Origin of the sequence: Sporomusa rhizae (assembly GCF_041428845.1) — a bacterium.
In the GTDB taxonomy this organism is placed as follows: domain Bacteria; phylum Bacillota; class Negativicutes; order Sporomusales; family Sporomusaceae; genus Sporomusa; species Sporomusa rhizae.
The window spans coordinates 477,017-494,397 of the sequence record NZ_CP156925.1; the positions used below are offsets into that span (position 1 = coordinate 477,017).

Here is a 17,381-nt window from a genome sequence, read left to right on the forward strand (position 1 = left end):
AATATGGTAAAATAGTAACATCGTCTTGTTGGAGGCTGTGATTATGAGAAACCAAAGATTTCATTTTTGTCCTAAATGCGGTGGCGCTTTAAGTTACCGACAAGTGAGAGAGCGTGAACGTTTAGTGTGTGCTACGTGCTCCTTTACTATGTATGAAAACCCAATAGTGGGCGTGGCCGCTATTGTACAGCAAGATGGTGGAATATTATTGGGAAGACGGGCCGCTGCTTCCAGTTATCCGGGATTGTGGTGCATACCTTGCGGGTATGTTGAATATGATGAAGATATCCGTGATGCCGTTATGCGGGAGTTTCTGGAGGAAACAGGTCTAATTATTAAGCCTAATAAGGTGTATGCGGTTTTATCCAACTTTCATAATCCGGCAGTACATACTGTAGGTGTTTGGTTTCAAGCAGAGGTCATCGGCGGTGCGCTTTGCGCGGGAGACGATTTGGATCAAGTAGCTTATTTTCCACTGAATTCGGTACCGGAACTTGCTTTTCCCACCGACGTTCAGGTTATAGAAATGCTTAAGGAAAACATAGGTATCGGATAGAGGAGTGATCGGGTGAGCGAGAATTTAATTGCAGTAATTATTGGTATAGTAGAGGGATTAACAGAATTTTTACCTATTTCGTCGACAGGACATATGATATTAGTCGGTTCTTTACTGGGTTTTGAAGGAGAAAAGGCCAGTGTATTTGAGGTTTTTATTCAGTTAGGAGCTATCTTGTCGGTGTTGATTTTATACAGGGACAAATTTTTAGCGATGTTTAAACCTCGTACCATTAACATCTGGGGCAACGGACTGACAGCTATGCATGTTATGGTTGGAATTGTTCCGGTAATGGGGATTGGCTATCTTTTGCATAAGCCGATAAAAAGCTATCTGTTCTCTCCATATACCGTTATTATTGGATTAGTGCTTGGTGCAGTTCTTATGCTGGTGGCCGAGAAGGCATCGAAACGCCCGGTAACCCGTGATGTTGATCATATGACAATTAAACAGGCATTTTTTGTTGGTTTATTTCAAATCCTGTCCTTGTGGCCAGGGTTTTCCCGCTCTGGTTCAACAATTGCCGGTGGTTTGTTCTTAGGTATGAGTCGCAAAGCGGCAGCAGATTTTTCATTTATTATTGCTGTTCCGCTAATGGTAGTAGCTTGTGTATATGATTTATTAAAAATATGGAATAAACTAAGTACTGATGATTTTACAATACTGGCTATTGGTTTTATAGTTGCGTTTATTACGGCGTATATATCCATAATATGGTTTTTGCGATTCCTTAATAATTCTACTTTGGCTTCTTTTGCCTATTATCGTTTTATTATTGCAGGAATTTCCTATTATTACTTTTTTCTGAGATAGGATAACGGTTGTGATTTTGTCCTTTGACAACACACACTACGACTATAATGACACTTACGTTTGCGCTATAGTTTCGGGAGGTAACGGTTTTTTTGGACGTAAAATTAATTAATCCATTTTTAGAAGCGGCGACCACGGTTTTACCGCAGCTGGGTTTTAGAGAAGTTAATCGCGGTGGTCTTGCGATAAGGGAGAAAATGCTGGCAAGTCATGGTGTAACTGTTCTTATCGGCATTACTAAAGGCGTACAAGGCAATGTGGCGTACAATATGACTGCTGCAGCAGCCAAAAAAGTAGCGTCTACTATGATGATGGGCATGCCGGTAGCTGAAATAGATGAGATGGCTCAAAGTGCCATCTCCGAAATGGTCAATATGGTTACCGCCAATGCAGCGATAAATTTTGAAAAACAAGGTTTGGCTATTGATATATCACCTCCAAGTTTATTGGTTGGCACTAACTGCAGCGTCCGGGTGAGCAATAACAAATATTTGGCACTTGAACTTATGGTAGATTCCGAACGTATTGAGCTTAATATTGGGTTAGGCTCATAAAAATACAGCAATATCAGGCTGTAGTTTGAATAATAATTACTACGCAGAACAGCATAAGATGCTATTTTTGCCTGTATTTTTAGGAATAAATACCCAGAGAAAAAGATGTTGACACGCTGCGGTTATTTATTATATAATATGTTTTGTCACTGAGACAAGGTTCCCAAAAGTGATGCTGGCGTAGCTCAATAGGTAGAGCAGCTGACTTGTAATCAGCAGGTTGTGGGTTCAATTCCTATCGCCAGCTCCAGTTAATTTTTCGGAGGGATTCCCGAGTGGCTAAAGGGAGCAGACTGTAAATCTGCCGTCTTCGACTTCGGTGGTTCGAATCCACCTCCCTCCACCAAGAACCCTTTCCCCACAATATCGCGGGGTGGAGCAGTTGGTAGCTCGTCGGGCTCATAACCCGAAGGTCACAGGTTCAAGTCCTGTCCCCGCAACCATGAAATTTTATTTGCTTTATAAGTGCTAATTTTATAAAGCGAAGCTTTTATAAAGAATCAAGTGAACTCCAATCTGCGATAAACCAAGTATCTGTCACTCAGCCGCAAACGGGTTAGTAGTGCTCAGATGCTAGGCGCGACGAGCACGCGACCGGAGTCGTACTGGGAAGTACGTCGGAGGAAGCGCGCGCAGGAGCAACAACGCAGATGAGTGCTAATAACCCGCTTTGCGCAGTACGCTGGTGTAGCTCAGTTGGCAGAGCGTATCCTTGGTAAGGATAAGGTCACCGGTTCAATCCCGGTCACTAGCTCCATCAATATTTTCATATGGCGGCGTAGCTCAGCTGGCTAGAGCATGCGGTTCATACCCGCAGTGTCCGGGGTTCAAATCCCTGCGCCGCCACCACAAAAACCTTGCAGTTAACAGCAAGGTTTTTTCGTTATCATAAGCTAAAAAAGGAACGAGCCAGCCAAGCCCCTATGGAACCTAGCATGCTTGAATATCTAAGTATTACAAACTGGCAATTATAATCTAAAAAGGATGTTTTAGGATAAAAGATGCTCATTTGTGGGAATAGATAAGATGCCCCAAAAAATAACTCATTTCTAATAGCAGGATTTTGGGATGTCAGGAAGAATATTGTATTTTTTAAAAAGGTGCTTATATTTTGGATACTAAGGATACATTAAGGGAGGTAACATTTTATGGCTAAGAAAAAGTTTGAAAGAAACAAACCCCACGTTAACATTGGCACCATCGGTCACGTTGACCATGGCAAAACTTCACTGACCGCTGCTATCACCATGACCCTGGCGAAGCATGGCGGCGCTGAATTCATGGCTTATGACATGATCGATAAGGCTCCGGAAGAAAGAGAACGCGGTATCACCATCAACACCGCCCACGTAGAATATGAAACTGCTGCTCGTCACTATGCGCACGTTGACTGCCCGGGCCATGCTGACTATGTAAAAAACATGATCACCGGTGCTGCTCAGATGGACGGCGCAATCCTCGTAGTATCGGCTGCTGACGGCCCGATGCCACAAACTCGCGAACACATCCTTCTGTCCCGCCAAGTAGGCGTACCTGCAATGGTAGTGTTCCTTAACAAAGCTGACCTTGTAGACGACGCAGAACTTATGGAACTGGTAGAAATGGAAGTTCGTGAACTTCTCTCCAGCTACGAATTCCCTGGTGATGACATTCCTGTAGTAAGCGGTTCTGCTGTTAAAGTTCTGAACTGCGGCTGCGCAAAACGCGAATGCGAATGGTGCGGCAAAATCCATGACCTCATGGACAAAGTTGACGAATACATCCCGACTCCGGAACGTGCTACTGATAAGCCTTTCCTGATGCCTGTAGAGGACGTGTTCACTATTACTGGTCGTGGTACAGTAGCTACCGGCCGTGTAGAGCGCGGTATGGTTAAAGTAAGTGATACCGTCGAAATCGTTGGTATGACTGACAAACCGAAATCCACAGTAGTAACTGGCGTAGAAATGTTCCGTAAACTTCTTGATTCCGCAGTAGCCGGCGACAACATCGGCGCCCTTCTGCGTGGTGTAGAGCGTAAAGAAATCGAGCGTGGTCAAGTACTTGCCAAGCCTGGTTCCATTAAGCCGCACACCAAATTCAAAGGCGAAGTATATGTACTGAGTAAAGAAGAAGGCGGCCGTCATACCCCGTTCTTCACCAACTATCGTCCGCAGTTCTACTTCAGAACAACTGACGTAACCGGTGTTGTTAATCTGCCTGACGGTGTAGAAATGGTAATGCCTGGCGACAACATTCAAATGAGCATTGAGCTCATCACCCCGATCGCTATCGAAGAAGGTCTGCGTTTCGCTATCCGCGAAGGCGGCCGTACTGTGGGCGCCGGCGTTGTAACTGCTGTTACTGAGTAGCCGACAAAAACTTAGCATAATTTGTATAAATTAAAAATAATATGATATAATAAATAGGCGGGGGACAAACCCCTGCCTATTTAAATGTTCCCAGGAAGTTTCGTTTGTTTGAGAATAGGTAAATGAATTCGACTTGTGTATTCGGAGAAAAGCCGAAGCAAGCCGTTTTTCATTATTGACATACCCGAGCCTGTGGACTATTGACACACCGATATAATTATGATAAATTGTATTAGTGACATTTAAAAATTTTTGTCAGACAATAGAGCTGAAGTGCTATATTTACTGGTAAGAGAGGTGTAACAGGATGCGCAACGCGGTAACATTGGCCTGCACAGAATGCAAACAACGCAATTATCAGACCAATAAAAACAAAAAAAATGACCCGGATAGATTAGAGTTCAATAAATACTGCAGGTTTTGCAAAAAACAAACCCTTCATAAAGAAACAAAGTAATCTATCATAGTTTTTTTACACGAGTAGGGGTGTAGCTCAATTGGTAGAGTAGCGGTCTCCAAAACCGTTGGTTGCGGGTTCGATTCCTGCCGCCCCTGCCAAAATGTACGCACGGGATGTGAGAGAATGGCCGCCCAGGAAGCAGCTATCCAGACGAATACATCGCGCTGGAAGAAATTTTTGCGGGAAGTAAAAGCTGAACTAAAAAAAGTAACATGGCCGGGCAAATCAGAACTTATTTCCTTCACTGGGATTGTATTTGTGACGGTTACTGTTGTTGCGGCATTAATTTGGGTGATTGATTCTTCCTTCACCGCGATATTAAAGGCTATCATCAAGTAGACTAGGGGGTGGGGGGCGTAATACGTCCCTTGAGGCTATGGAATCCGATAAACTCGAAAAACAATGGTATGTTATCCATACATATTCCGGTTATGAAAACAAGGTAAAAGCAAATCTTGAGAAAAAGGTCCATTCCATGGGAATGGAGGACGAAGTATTTCGAGTGCTTGTGCCTATGGAAGATGAAGTGGAAATAAAAGACGGCAAGAAAAAAATTGCCAAGAAAAAAGTTTTCCCCGGATATGTGCTGGTCGAAATGATTGTGACAGATCGATCCTGGTATGTTGTTCGCAACACTCCGGGTGTTACCGGTTTTGTCGGGTCCGGAACCAAGCCTATACCGCTGAGCGAAAGTGAAGTCAAACACATCCTCAAGTCAATGGGTATAGAAGAGACTAAACCTAAAATTGATATTGAGCTCAATCAACTGGTTCGCATTATTTCCGGTGCTTTTGAAAATTGGACAGCCACAGTAACCGAAATAAACGCCGATCGCGGTAAGCTAAAAGTGCTTGTTAATATGTTCGGACGTGAGACGCCAGTAGAGCTTGATTTTGCGCAAGTCACGAAAGTTGATTAAGGAGGTGTAATATAAATGGCAAAAAAGGTTGTTAAACTTGTAAAATTGCAAGTACCTGCCGGTAAGGCTACTCCGGCTCCTCCCGTAGGTCCGGCACTCGGTCAAGCTGGTGTCAATATCATGGCATTTGTTAAGGAATTTAATGAGAGAACTGCTCAACAAGCTGGTCTTATCATTCCGGTGGAAATCACGGTGTTCGAAGATAGATCCTTTACTTTCATCACCAAGACACCGCCTGCTGCAATTCTTCTTAAAAAAGCTGCTGGTATTGAAACTGCTTCTGGCGAACCTAACAAAAAGAAGGTTGCCAAAGTAAAACGTGATAAAGTTCGGGAAATAGCCGAAACTAAACTGAAAGACCTAAACGCTGCAAGCGTTGAATCTGCTATGCGGATGATTGAAGGTACCGCCCGCAGCATGGGCATCGAAATCGTCGACTAATAAACTGTACCATAAGGATCATCTGCGTTGTTGCCCCTGCGAGCGCTCGCTTACGTACACAATCAGTACGCCGCGCTTCACGTTCTCGGGGCGCCTAGCATCTGAACCTTCTAGTCCAGTTTACGATGGATGAACGTGGGAGGACTAATTACTTCCGTTATTACCACAAAGGAGGAAACTTAATATGCCGAAACATGGTAAAAAGTACGTAGAAGCTGCTAAACTTATTGATTTAGATAAGCTGTATGATCCAGAAGAAGCAGTAGAACTTATTAAGAAAACTGCGAGCGCTAAGTTTGATCAAACCGTTGAGATTGCTGTTAAACTTGGTGTTGATCCTAAACACGCCGACCAGCAAGTGCGTGGTGCGGTAGTGCTTCCCTTTGGTACAGGTAAAACCAAACGCGTGTTGGTTTTCGCCAAAGGTGAAAAAGCCAAAGAAGCAGAAGCTGCTGGTGCAGATTTTGTTGGCGCTGAAGATATGGTAGAAAAAATCCAGGGTGGTTGGACTGATTTTGACGTAGCAGTTGCCACGCCGGATATGATGGGTTTAGTTGGCCGTCTTGGTAAAATCCTCGGTCCAAAAGGTTTAATGCCTAACCCTAAAGTGGGTACTGTTACTCTTGATGTAACTCGTGCCATTAACGAGATTAAAGCTGGTAAGATTGAATACCGTACCGACAAAGCTGGTAATATCCATGCGCCTATCGGTAAAGTATCTTTCGACAGCGAAAAGCTGCTTAAAAACTTCCACACCCTGATTGATACATTGATTAAGGTAAAACCCGCTGCGGCTAAAGGCCAATATATGCGGAACATTTCCTTAAGCTCAACCATGGGTCCTGGTGTAAGAGTTAACCCGCTCAAAGCTCCCGGCAAAAAAGAATAACTTAATTATAGAGTATTAATCAGAAATTGATTAATATATGGCTGTAGACAGCAGGTTGTTGTAAAAGTGTTTTAGAACGCTTTCCTGCCGAGGCCGGGGATTTGCAGCGTTTAACTATAACTTAGTTATAATGCGGCCTCCGGTGTTTACATGCCGTGAGGCTGCTTTTGATTTTCAACGACTGTTTATGAATGCTTGTCTGTGTGATGCTGTTACAATAGCCTGTGGTAAATGGGTTTGAGTACATGTCTCATGGGAAATGGTGTTGTTGCTCCTGCGAGCGTCTAGCATCTGAACATTCCTAAACAGTCTGAGGTAATATTTGTAAGGAGGTGTAACTCAATGGCTGTAACTCAACAAAAAATCCAAACAGTTGCTGATATTAAAGAAAAGCTCAGCAGTACTAAAGGTGCCGTTATTACAAATTACCGTGGCTTGACCGTAGCACAAGATACCGTTCTTCGCCGCAAACTGCGCGAGGCTGGTGTAGAGTACCGGGTATTTAAAAATACCATGACTCGTATCGCCGCTAAAGAAGCCGGTATTGAAGGTCTTGACTCCTATCTGGAAGGCCCGACTGCGATTGCAATGTCGTATACTGATCCTGTAGCTCCGGCTAAAGTTATTTCTGACTTTGTAAAAGAAAACAAATTACAGGCTCTGGAAGTAAAGGCTGGTTTGGTTGAAGGAAAAGTAATCGATGCTAATGGTGTTAAGGCTCTATCCAGCTTGCCGCCGCGCGAAGTGCTTATCGCCAAAGCGCTGGGCAGCATGCAGGCTCCTATTGCCGGTTTCGTCAATGTACTTTCCGGTACTATGCGCAATCTAGTTTATGCGCTTGAAGCTGTTCGCAAACAAAAAGAATCAGCTTAACCATTATCACTTAACAAATAATTTTAAATGAAAGTTTATGGAGGTATTTTAAAATGACTAAAGAACAAATTATGGAAGCCATTGAGCAAATGACTGTGCTCGAACTGTCCGAGCTTGTAAAAGCCCTTGAAGAAAAATTTGGTGTATCCGCTGCTGCTCCTGTAGCTGTAGCTGCTGCTCCTGCTGCTGGCGGTGCTGCTGCTGCTGCTGAAGAGCAAAGCGAATTCGACGTAATCCTCACTAGCCCTGGTGCTGGCAAAATCAACGTAATTAAAGTTGTTCGCGAAGTTACCGGTCTTGGCTTGAAAGAAGCTAAAGAACTTGTTGACGGTGCTCCTAAACCTGTTAAAGAAAAAATTTCCAAAGCAGACGCTGAAGCTCTTAAAGCTAAACTTGTTGAAGCTGGCGCAACTGCTGAAATTAAGTAATTTACGCTTAATAAAAAGGAGCACCTTTCCTGGGTGCTCCTTTTATTTTCCTGATAGAAAGTAAAACCCTGGATAAGGGGAACATCGACTTCCGCTTTCGCCAAAGGCTCGGCGCAAGCCGTGTTTTCTTTATCTTGGTATAAAATATAACCTTTGTTTGAATAAGTGCGATACTGATTTTTGCTTTTGCCAAGGCTCACAGCAGCTTCTTTATTTTTATATCTAATATTATACACTATTTCCGATTTTTTCTTGACATAGCAAAAAATATATGGTACCATTATATATCGCCGTACATGTTTATATTGCTAGCCTTTGCAGCTTATTATTTTGATAGACAGCAACTGCATCTATTGCAAAAGAAGGCAACGTCGGCATAATTTTTACCACATTTTGGTGAAAACCGTATTTTTCTTTCGTTTGGGCTGTATAAATTATGGAATGGTAGGAAATAGTAATATAATGGAGGATGAATCGTTTTTCATCGCGAAAAAAAAGCAAGGTCCTTTACCAAAAATATAGAACCTTGCTTTGTTTTGTATTTTATTTAATCGTTCATTTACTGGCTTAGTATTTGCGGAGTATCGCCAACTTATGTAGGGTTGAGATAACGCAATGTGTCAGGCAAAATGGCTAAGGGGTGAAGGGGTTAATGTTTAATCCTGTTCCGGTGGGCAAAAGGTTCAGGTATAGCTATGCCAAAATTGAAGAAGTTCTGGACATGCCCAACCTTATTGAAATTCAGAAGAATTCATACAACTGGTTTCTTAAGGAAGGCTTACAGGAGATATTTAGGGATATCTCACCAATCCAAGACTTTACCGGCAACCTGGTCCTATCATTTGAAAACTTTACACTGGGCGAACCTAAATATGATGTAGAAGAATGCAAAGAGCGGGATGTTACCTATGCCGCTCCGCTTCGCGTCAGCGTCCGGTTGTACAACAAAGAAACACAGGAAATCAAAGAGCAGGAAGTATTTATGGGAGACTTCCCGCTTATGACCGACAACGGCACGTTTATAATTAACGGTGCCGAGCGGGTTATCGTAAGCCAGCTAGTTCGTTCGCCAGGTGTATACTATAACGAAACAATTGATACTACTGGTAAAAAACTGTATAATGCTACCGTTATTCCTAACCGCGGTGCTTGGCTTGAACTCGAAACCGACGCTAATGATGTGATTTCGGTAAGGGTTGACCGTACCCGTAAACTGCCAGTAACTGTGCTCATACGTGCATTGGGCTTTGTGTCAAATGGCGTAATATCTGAACTCTTTTATGATGATGTACGTATTCGCGCGACGTTGGAACGGGATAACAGCGATTCTCGTGAAGAGGCTCTCGTTGAAATTTATAAACGCTTGCGTCCGGGCGAACCGCCAACAGTAGAAAACGCCGCCCAACTTCTAGAATCATTATTCTTTGACTCTAAACGCTATGATTTAGCCACTGTTGGACGTTATAAGCTTGGCAAAAAACTCGGCTGGCGCCGACGACTTCTTGGGAAAGTGCTTGGTCAGCCGCTGGTAGATAAAGAAACCGGCGAAATTGTTGTTGAAGAGGGTACTGTTCTCGAAGAACACGTTCTTGACCGTATTGCTGCCGCTAAAGTCTTTGACGGCGAAGGCAAGCATGAGGCTTGGATTAAGCAAAAAGATGGTACGCTTGTAAAACTAATACTAAACTCAGTATTACCCTTTTCGCATCGTACCATTACTAAAGAGGACATTATTGCCTCTATCAGCTATCTCTTAAACCTAATGGATGGTCATGGGACAACTGACGATATTGACCATTTAGGTAACAGGCGACTGCGCTCGGTCGGTGAACTCTTGCAAAACCAGTTCCGAATCGGCTTAGCCCGGATGGAACGGGTTGTCAAAGAGCGTATGACCATTCAGGATATTGATGTAATCACGCCCCAGGCGCTTATTAACATCAGACCTGTTGTAGCTGCCATCAAAGAATTCTTTGGTTCAAGCCAGTTGTCCCAGTTTATGGATCAAACCAATCCGCTGGCAGAACTTACTCATAAACGCCGCTTGAGTGCTCTTGGTCCTGGTGGTTTGAGCCGGGAACGTGCTGGTTTCGAAGTTCGTGACGTTCACCACTCTCACTATGGCCGGATGTGCCCGATCGAGACCCCTGAAGGTCCGAATATCGGTCTTATCGGTTCCTTGTCGACTTTTGGACGTATTAACGAGTTCGGCTTTATCGAAACACCTTACCGCAAAGTTAACAAACATGATCGCAAGGTGACCGATGACGTATACTATTTAACCGCCGATGAAGAAGATGAAATGATTATTGCTCAGGCCAACGAAGCCTTGGATGAGAATGGTTGGTTTAAAGAATCGCGCGTTACCTGCCGTTACAAGCATGAGATACTGGCAGTTCCGGCTGATAGAGTTGACTACATGGACGTATCGCCGAAACAAGTAGTTTCTATCGCTACCGCCATGATTCCATTCTTAGAAAACGATGATGCTAACCGTGCCTTGATGGGTGCGAACATGCAGCGTCAGGCTGTGCCGCTGTTAAGAACGCAGGCACCGCTTGTTGGTACAGGTATGGAATACAAAGCTGCCCGGGACTCCGGCGTAGTTGTATTGGCTAAAAATGCGGGTGTTGTTGAAAAAGTAACAGCATCTGAAATCCATATTCGCACCGAAAAAGGCGCATTGGATACCTATAAACTGTTAAAATACCTTCGGTCCAACCAAGGAACATGCATAAATCAAAAGCCTATTGTTTATAAAGGCGAACAAATTGTTAAAGGCCAAGTTCTGGCCGATGGTCCGTCAACTGATAAAGGTGAACTGGCTTTAGGTTTCAACGTTCTGGTTGCGTTTATGCCTTGGGAAGGTTATAACTACGAGGACGCCATCCTGCTAAGCCAAGACTTGGTTAAAGAAGACGTCTTTACCTCCATACATATTGAAGAATATGAATGCGATGCCCGGGATACCAAACTGGGACCTGAAGAAATTACCCGTGATATTCCTAACGTCGCCGAAGACGTGCTCCGCGATCTTGATGACCGCGGCATTATCCGGGTAGGTGCTGAAGTACGTCCTGGCGATATCCTCGTTGGTAAAGTAACTCCGAAAGGCGAAACCGAACTAACGGCGGAAGAGCGTCTCTTAAGAGCTATTTTTGGTGAGAAGGCGCGTGAAGTACGTGATACTTCACTAAGAGTGCCTCACGGTGAAGCCGGTAAAATCGTTGACGTAAAAGTATTCACCCGGGAAAATGGCGATGAGTTGCCACCTGGCGTAAATCAATTGGTCCGCTGCTATATTGCGCAAAAACGGAAAATTTCCGAAGGCGACAAAATGGCCGGCCGTCATGGTAACAAAGGTGTAGTTTCTCGGATTATGCCGAAAGAAGATATGCCCTTCCTGCCAGACGGTACACCGGTACAAATCGTTCTGAATCCACTTGGCGTACCTTCTCGTATGAACATCGGGCAGGTATTGGAAACTCACTTGGGCCGTGCTGCTGCTGCGATTGGCATGCAGGTTAAGATGGGGGATCCTACCTTAATTGACAGATTAAAAGAAGTTAATTATAACTTTGAAAAACACGGCATGCCTAAACCGGACCTTGCCGGTGTACATTTGGCAACTCCTGTATTTGACGGTGCAACGGAGACTGAAGTAATCAAGACCCTAAAAGCGGCTGGACTGTCGGAAGACGGAAAAACGCTGCTCTTTGACGGCAGAACAGGCGAACCGTTTGACAATCATGTTACTGTCGGCTATGTATATATGCTCAAGCTGGCTCACTTGGTTGACGATAAAATTCATGCCCGTTCTACTGGCCCGTACTCACTTGTTACGCAACAGCCACTTGGCGGTAAAGCGCAATTTGGTGGACAGCGTTTCGGTGAGATGGAGGTTTGGGCACTGGAAGCCTATGGTGCCGCCTATACCTTACAGGAACTTCTCACTGTTAAATCTGACGACGTGGTTGGCCGCGTGAAAACCTACGAAGCCATTGTTAAAGGTGAGAATGTACCAGAGCCAGGTGTGCCTGAATCCTTCAAGGTACTTATCAAAGAGCTCCAAAGTATTGGCCTTGATGTTAAAGTACTGACAGAAGATGCTCAGGAAATTATGATTCGCGATTCAGACGAAGACATTAATGAAACTGCAAAAGAATTAGAATTAAATATCGGTGGCGATGATGTGCCGCAAGCCCCAATGGAACGTAAGAAATCCGATTTTGAGGCCGATGTGGTCGATGAAATTGAAGCCAACGATGATATTGAACCGTTAGAAGAAGAATTGGACATTATTGCCGAAATTGGTGATATGGACACTGATAAGTTTGATAGTGCTCAAGAGGCAGAGGAAGATGATTTTGACTTCTCAGCCAAAAAGGGCAATGCGAAGAAGCTCAAGGAAAATGCTAAAAAGTCTAATTCGCGTGCATACTTAGACGATCTAGTAGAGGACGACGATTTGGACTAGTTAGAAGGGAGCGATAACCCCTTGTTGGACGTAAACAATTTTGATTCGATGCGTATTGGTCTGGCATCACCGGAGCAAATCCGCAAGTGGTCGCATGGCGAAGTAAAAAAACCTGAAACTATTAATTACCGTACACTAAAACCAGAACGGGAAGGTCTCTTTTGCGAAAAGATTTTTGGACCAACCCGTGACTGGGAATGTCACTGCGGTAAATATAAACGGATTCGCTACAAAGGTATCATCTGCGACCGTTGCGGTGTAGAGGTTACCCGATCAAAAGTTCGTCGTGACCGGATGGGGCATATTGAACTGGCAGCGCCGGTTTCTCATATCTGGTATTTTAAAGGTATCCCCAGCCGGATGGGACTTATCCTTGATATATCCCCACGCTCGCTGGAAAAAGTGTTATACTTTGCATCCTATATCGTGCTTGATCCCGGTGATACACCGCTCATGAAAAAACAGCTTTTAAATGAAAATGAATACCGGGAGCATCGCGATAAATACGGTAGTGCTTTTAAAGTTGGGATGGGTGCTGAAGCCATTAAAAAACTGCTGGATGAGCTGGACTTAGAAAAAATGAGCCGCGAACTCCGTCAGGAACTGAAAGAAGTAAGTGGTCAGCGCAAAATCCGGGCAATCAGGCGTTTAGAAGTTGTTGAGGCTTTCCGCAAATCAGGCAACAACCCAGCATGGATGATTATGGACGTAGTTCCTGTTATCCCACCTGAGTTAAGACCAATGGTTCAGCTTGACGGCGGTCGTTTTGCCACCTCAGACTTAAACGACTTATACCGTAGAGTAATCAACCGTAACAATCGCCTGAAAAGACTTTTGGATTTAGGCGCTCCAGATATTATTGTTCGTAATGAAAAGCGTATGCTGCAGGAAGCCGTTGACGCTCTTATCGATAACGGCCGCCGCGGCCGCCCGGTTACCGGTCCTGGTAACCGGCCGCTGAAATCCTTAAGCGACATGCTTAAAGGTAAACAAGGTCGTTTCCGTCAGAATCTGTTAGGTAAACGCGTCGACTACTCCGGCCGTTCGGTTATCGTAGTCGGGCCTGAACTAAAACTGCATCAGTGTGGTTTGCCTAAAGAAATGGCACTGGAACTGTTTAAACCTTTTGTTATGAAAAAGCTGGTTAATGCCGGTCATGCTCATAACATTAAAAGTGCCAAGCGGATGGTAGAAAGAGTACGTCCTGAAGTATGGGATGTATTGGAAGAGGTAATCAAAGAACACCCTGTTCTCTTGAACCGTGCACCGACACTGCATAGGTTAGGTATTCAGGCATTTGAACCTGTATTGTCCGAAGGCCGGGCGATTAAAATTCACCCATTGGTTTGTACGGCATATAACGCCGACTTCGACGGTGACCAAATGGCGGTACACGTACCTCTGTCTGCAGAGGCACAAGCAGAAGCCCGCATGCTTATGCTGTCGGCACATAATATCTTGTCAACCAAAGACGGTCGTCCGGTAGCTACTCCTACGCAGGATATGGTATTGGGAGCCTACTATCTCACTATTGAGAGAGACCCGGAAGGCGGTAAGGTTCGTGTATTCTCCAGCTTGAACGAGGCCTTGCTTGCATATAATCACAAAGAACTTGGCTTGCATGAAAAAATAAGAATGCGACTGAAAGGCTATGGACTTGTCCATACCACTTTGGGCCGGGTTATCTTTAGTGAAGTATTACCGCCTGAACTCAGGCACTATGAGAACAAGGACGGCGAATGGCACCTTGGCAGGCTGATGGATAAAAAGCAGCTTGGTAGATTGGTAGCCGATTCATACAACACTTTTGGTAATGCTAAAACTGCAGTTGTGCTTGATGCTGTTAAACGTCTTGGTTTCTCGTTTGCTTGCCGTGCCGGCATAACCATTGCTATCTCGGATATCAAAATTCCGGAGGCAAAGAAGGAAATTATCGCTAGTGTTGAAGCAAAGGTTGATACCATTGATAAACAATATCGCCGTGGTTTGATTACCGACGACGAACGGTATAAAAAGACCATAGACCTTTGGACAAAGGCAACTGATGATGTTACTACTGCTCTTATGAATAGCCTTGATCGTTTTAACAATGTATACATGATGGCTAACTCCGGTGCCCGCGGTAACATCCAGCAGATTCGTCAGTTAGCCGGTATGCGTGGTCTTATGGCTGACCCATCCGGTCGAATCATTGACCTTCCTATTAAAGCTAACTTCCGTGAAGGTCTGACGGTATTAGAGTACTTTATTTCCACTCACGGTGCACGGAAAGGTTTGGCCGATACCGCGCTCCGGACTGCCGACTCCGGTTATCTTACCCGCCGTCTTGTTGATGTCGCTCAGGACGTTATCGTACGGGAAGAAGATTGTGATGTTGTTGGCATTAACTTGGTGCGGGAACGGGCACGTTTGGCTCAGTCCAGCGCCGGTGCTATCGATATGCTTAAAGATACACTGGTGGGCCGGATTTTGGCGCAAGATGTGCTTGATCCTAATACTGCTGATGTTCTATTGCCAGACGGCACGCAGCTTGATGCAGACAATCTGCGTCTGATCGGTGAACGCGGTGTCCCTGAAATTATGATTCAGGGTCAGCCGAGTGAAACCGAAGAAGATGTCGGACGCAATGTTGCTGCCGAGACCATCGTTCTGGGTGCACCGGAAGAAAAAGTCCGTGCTGCGCTCAAAGAAGCCATGATCAGGGAAATGCTGGGCAAAAACACCACCGAGGCTATTAAAACCAACGAAGGTGTTGAACTTGTTCCGGCTGATACTCCCTTTACCGAAGAGCATATCGAAGCCGTTTTGGCCAGCTCAGTTAAAGAAGTTAAAGTTCGCAACAATAACATTCGCGGCATTGAAGTTGAAGCAATCAAAGAAGGTTCGGGTATCATCGAATCCCTCAAAGACCGTATTGTCGGACGTATCGCCGCTGAAGAGATTGTTGATCCGGCTAACGGTGAAGTTATCGTTAAGCTTAATGAGCTTATTACCGAAGAACTGGCCGAAAAAGTCGTTAAAGTTCGGGAAAAAGTCTCAATCCGCTCAGTACTTACCTGCCGTTCGCGCTTTGGTGTCTGCATCAAGTGTTATGGGCGCAACCTGGGCACAAGCCATATGGTAGATGTCGGTGAAGCTGTCGGTATCATTGCCGCTCAGTCTATCGGCGAACCAGGCACACAGTTGACCATGAGAACCTTCCATACCGGTGGTGTAGCCGGTGATGATATTACCCAAGGTCTGCCAAGGGTAGAAGAATTGTTTGAAGCGCGTAAACCGAAGCGTCAGGCCATTATTACCGAGGTTGACGGCCGCGTAGAGGTTAAAGAAATAAAAGGCATGCGCCGGGTAACTGTTTATCCGAACGATGCCTCGCTTGGCGAAGAGCGCGTATATCAAATACCATACGGGGCACGGCTTATTGTTAGTGAAGGTCAAATGGTTGAGGCTGGCGACCGCCTGACAGAAGGTGCCGTTAATCCGCATGACATTTTACGTGTAAGTGGTCTTAAAGCCACCCAGCGTTACTTGGTATACGAAGTTCAAAAAGTATACAAATCGCAAGGTGTTGAAATTAACGATAAGCATATTGAGGTTATGGTTCGTCAGATGCTTCATAAAGTCAAAGTCGAGGAAGCTGGCGATACGGAATTATTGCCTGGCGAATACATTGACCTTAACACCTTTGAAGAGGAGAATGCCAAAGCTATCGAAGCTGGCGGTGAGCCGGCTATTGCCAGACCCATTCTTCTTGGTATCACTAAGGCATCGCTCGCTACAGATTCCTTCCTGTCAGCAGCATCCTTCCAGGAAACTACCCGCGTGCTTACCGAAGCCGCAATCAAAGGTAAAGTCGATCCGCTTTTGGGACTTAAAGAAAACGTTATTATCGGTAAACTGGTACCGGCCGGTACCGGAATGAGTCGTTATCGTAACGTAAAACTAAAGACTCCCGAATTGCCGACGGAAGAACTAATTAACGAATCCTGATGAAATGAAGAACACGACCACATTTTTGTAGATGCGGTCGTGTTCTTTTTTATTTAGGCATTTAGAATTTACATGAATATGGAGTATTGTAATGGACGGGTATACATCGCAATAATTTCTGTAGGACATCGCCACATTATGTAACATAATGAGCATTGGCAGCATAAGATGGAATAAAAAGGGGGTGACAAAATGGACGAAGAAAACAGATCGTGTAGCTGCCATTGTCACGAAGAAGAACTAACACATGTTCACGAGTTTTTAGGTAGTACGAAACTGGCGGAATTAGAGGAAGATCCGCATAACCATCGTTTTGCCGGAGTTTCTGGTGAAGTTATCTGTGTGGGAAATAATCATCATATACACGATATCGTTACAAGAACAGATTTCTATGAAGATCACTTTCATGAAATTCGTGTTCGTTCAGGTATTGATATTTGTGTAGGTGATGGCAAACATGTGCACTTTGTATGCGGAACAACGGAAGAGGCTGAAGGGCATACTCACGATTTCGTTTTTGCTACGCTGATTGAGAATCCGATTGGAGATTAATTGTACAGGAATCCTAAAAATTATTGGATGCTATCCAAGGAGAATGCTAACCGCATTCTCCTTATTTAATTGCTGTTA

General features: G+C 44.6%; 15 protein-coding genes and 6 tRNA genes. All 21 read left to right on the plus strand.

Features of this window, described 5'->3' with window-relative positions:
* Positions 1 to 43: 43 nt before the first annotated feature.
* Entirely contained in the window at positions 44 to 556 is a 513-nt protein-coding gene (locus tag SRRS_RS02080; RefSeq protein WP_371365790.1) for an NUDIX domain-containing protein, read from the plus strand.
* A gap of 12 nt (positions 557 to 568) precedes the next feature.
* Positions 569 to 1,369 (plus strand): undecaprenyl-diphosphate phosphatase, encoded by an 801-nt coding sequence (locus tag SRRS_RS02085; RefSeq protein WP_371365792.1) that lies wholly within the window; start codon positions 569 to 571, stop codon positions 1,367 to 1,369.
* A gap of 92 nt (positions 1,370 to 1,461) precedes the next feature.
* Entirely contained in the window at positions 1,462 to 1,923 is a 462-nt protein-coding gene (locus tag SRRS_RS02090; protein ID WP_371365793.1) for a chemotaxis protein CheX, read from the plus strand.
* A gap of 174 nt (positions 1,924 to 2,097) precedes the next feature.
* Positions 2,098 to 2,173 (plus strand) — tRNA-Thr (locus SRRS_RS02095).
* A gap of 11 nt (positions 2,174 to 2,184) precedes the next feature.
* Positions 2,185 to 2,269: transfer RNA gene (locus tag SRRS_RS02100), tRNA-Tyr, on the plus strand.
* Between the two features lie 21 nt (positions 2,270 to 2,290).
* Positions 2,291 to 2,366: transfer RNA gene (locus SRRS_RS02105), tRNA-Met, on the plus strand.
* Positions 2,367 to 2,604: 238 nt separating this feature from the next.
* Positions 2,605 to 2,680 (plus strand) — tRNA-Thr (locus SRRS_RS02110).
* A 15-nt stretch (positions 2,681 to 2,695) separates the two neighbouring features.
* Positions 2,696 to 2,772: transfer RNA gene (locus tag SRRS_RS02115), tRNA-Met, on the plus strand.
* A gap of 299 nt (positions 2,773 to 3,071) precedes the next feature.
* Positions 3,072 to 4,274 carry an elongation factor Tu gene (gene tuf / locus SRRS_RS02120; RefSeq protein WP_371365795.1) on the plus strand — a complete coding sequence of 401 codons (1,203 nt, stop codon included), beginning with the start codon at positions 3,072 to 3,074 and terminating at the stop codon, positions 4,272 to 4,274.
* Between the two features lie 307 nt (positions 4,275 to 4,581).
* On the plus strand, positions 4,582 to 4,731 hold the full coding sequence (gene rpmG, locus SRRS_RS02125; protein ID WP_371365797.1) for a 50S ribosomal protein L33: 150 nt from the start codon (positions 4,582 to 4,584) through the stop codon (positions 4,729 to 4,731).
* A gap of 25 nt (positions 4,732 to 4,756) precedes the next feature.
* Positions 4,757 to 4,832: transfer RNA gene (locus tag SRRS_RS02130), tRNA-Trp, on the plus strand.
* 25 nt (positions 4,833 to 4,857) lie between these two features.
* Positions 4,858 to 5,073, plus strand: coding sequence for a preprotein translocase subunit SecE (gene secE / locus SRRS_RS02135; RefSeq protein WP_371365799.1), 216 nt, complete (start codon positions 4,858 to 4,860; stop codon positions 5,071 to 5,073).
* A gap of 37 nt (positions 5,074 to 5,110) precedes the next feature.
* A complete protein-coding gene (gene nusG / locus SRRS_RS02140; protein WP_371365801.1) occupies positions 5,111 to 5,653 on the plus strand; it encodes a transcription termination/antitermination protein NusG in 543 nt (180 codons plus the stop codon).
* Between the two features lie 15 nt (positions 5,654 to 5,668).
* Entirely contained in the window at positions 5,669 to 6,094 is a 426-nt protein-coding gene (gene rplK, locus SRRS_RS02145; protein ID WP_371365803.1) for a 50S ribosomal protein L11, read from the plus strand.
* Positions 6,051 to 6,227, plus strand: a complete 177-nt coding sequence (locus tag SRRS_RS02150; RefSeq protein ID WP_371365804.1) for an LIM domain-containing protein — start codon at positions 6,051 to 6,053, stop codon at positions 6,225 to 6,227. The genes rplK and SRRS_RS02150 overlap by 44 nt, the downstream gene beginning before the upstream one ends.
* Before the next feature lie 51 nt (positions 6,228 to 6,278).
* Positions 6,279 to 6,983 (plus strand): 50S ribosomal protein L1, encoded by a 705-nt coding sequence (gene rplA / locus SRRS_RS02155; RefSeq protein WP_371365806.1) that lies wholly within the window; start codon positions 6,279 to 6,281, stop codon positions 6,981 to 6,983.
* Between the two features lie 342 nt (positions 6,984 to 7,325).
* Positions 7,326 to 7,856 carry a 50S ribosomal protein L10 gene (rplJ, locus tag SRRS_RS02160; RefSeq protein ID WP_371365808.1) on the plus strand — a complete coding sequence of 177 codons (531 nt, stop codon included), beginning with the start codon at positions 7,326 to 7,328 and terminating at the stop codon, positions 7,854 to 7,856.
* A gap of 53 nt (positions 7,857 to 7,909) precedes the next feature.
* Positions 7,910 to 8,284 (plus strand): 50S ribosomal protein L7/L12, encoded by a 375-nt coding sequence (rplL, locus tag SRRS_RS02165; protein ID WP_371365809.1) that lies wholly within the window; start codon positions 7,910 to 7,912, stop codon positions 8,282 to 8,284.
* Between the two features lie 652 nt (positions 8,285 to 8,936).
* Positions 8,937 to 12,761, plus strand: a complete 3,825-nt coding sequence (gene rpoB, locus SRRS_RS02170) for a DNA-directed RNA polymerase subunit beta (protein WP_371365811.1) — start codon at positions 8,937 to 8,939, stop codon at positions 12,759 to 12,761.
* 21 nt (positions 12,762 to 12,782) lie between these two features.
* Positions 12,783 to 16,751, plus strand: a complete 3,969-nt coding sequence (rpoC, locus tag SRRS_RS02175) for a DNA-directed RNA polymerase subunit beta' (RefSeq protein ID WP_371365813.1) — start codon at positions 12,783 to 12,785, stop codon at positions 16,749 to 16,751.
* Positions 16,752 to 16,943: 192 nt separating this feature from the next.
* A complete protein-coding gene (locus tag SRRS_RS02180; RefSeq protein ID WP_371365815.1) occupies positions 16,944 to 17,303 on the plus strand; it encodes a YmaF family protein in 360 nt (119 codons plus the stop codon).
* Positions 17,304 to 17,381 lie beyond the last annotated feature (78 nt).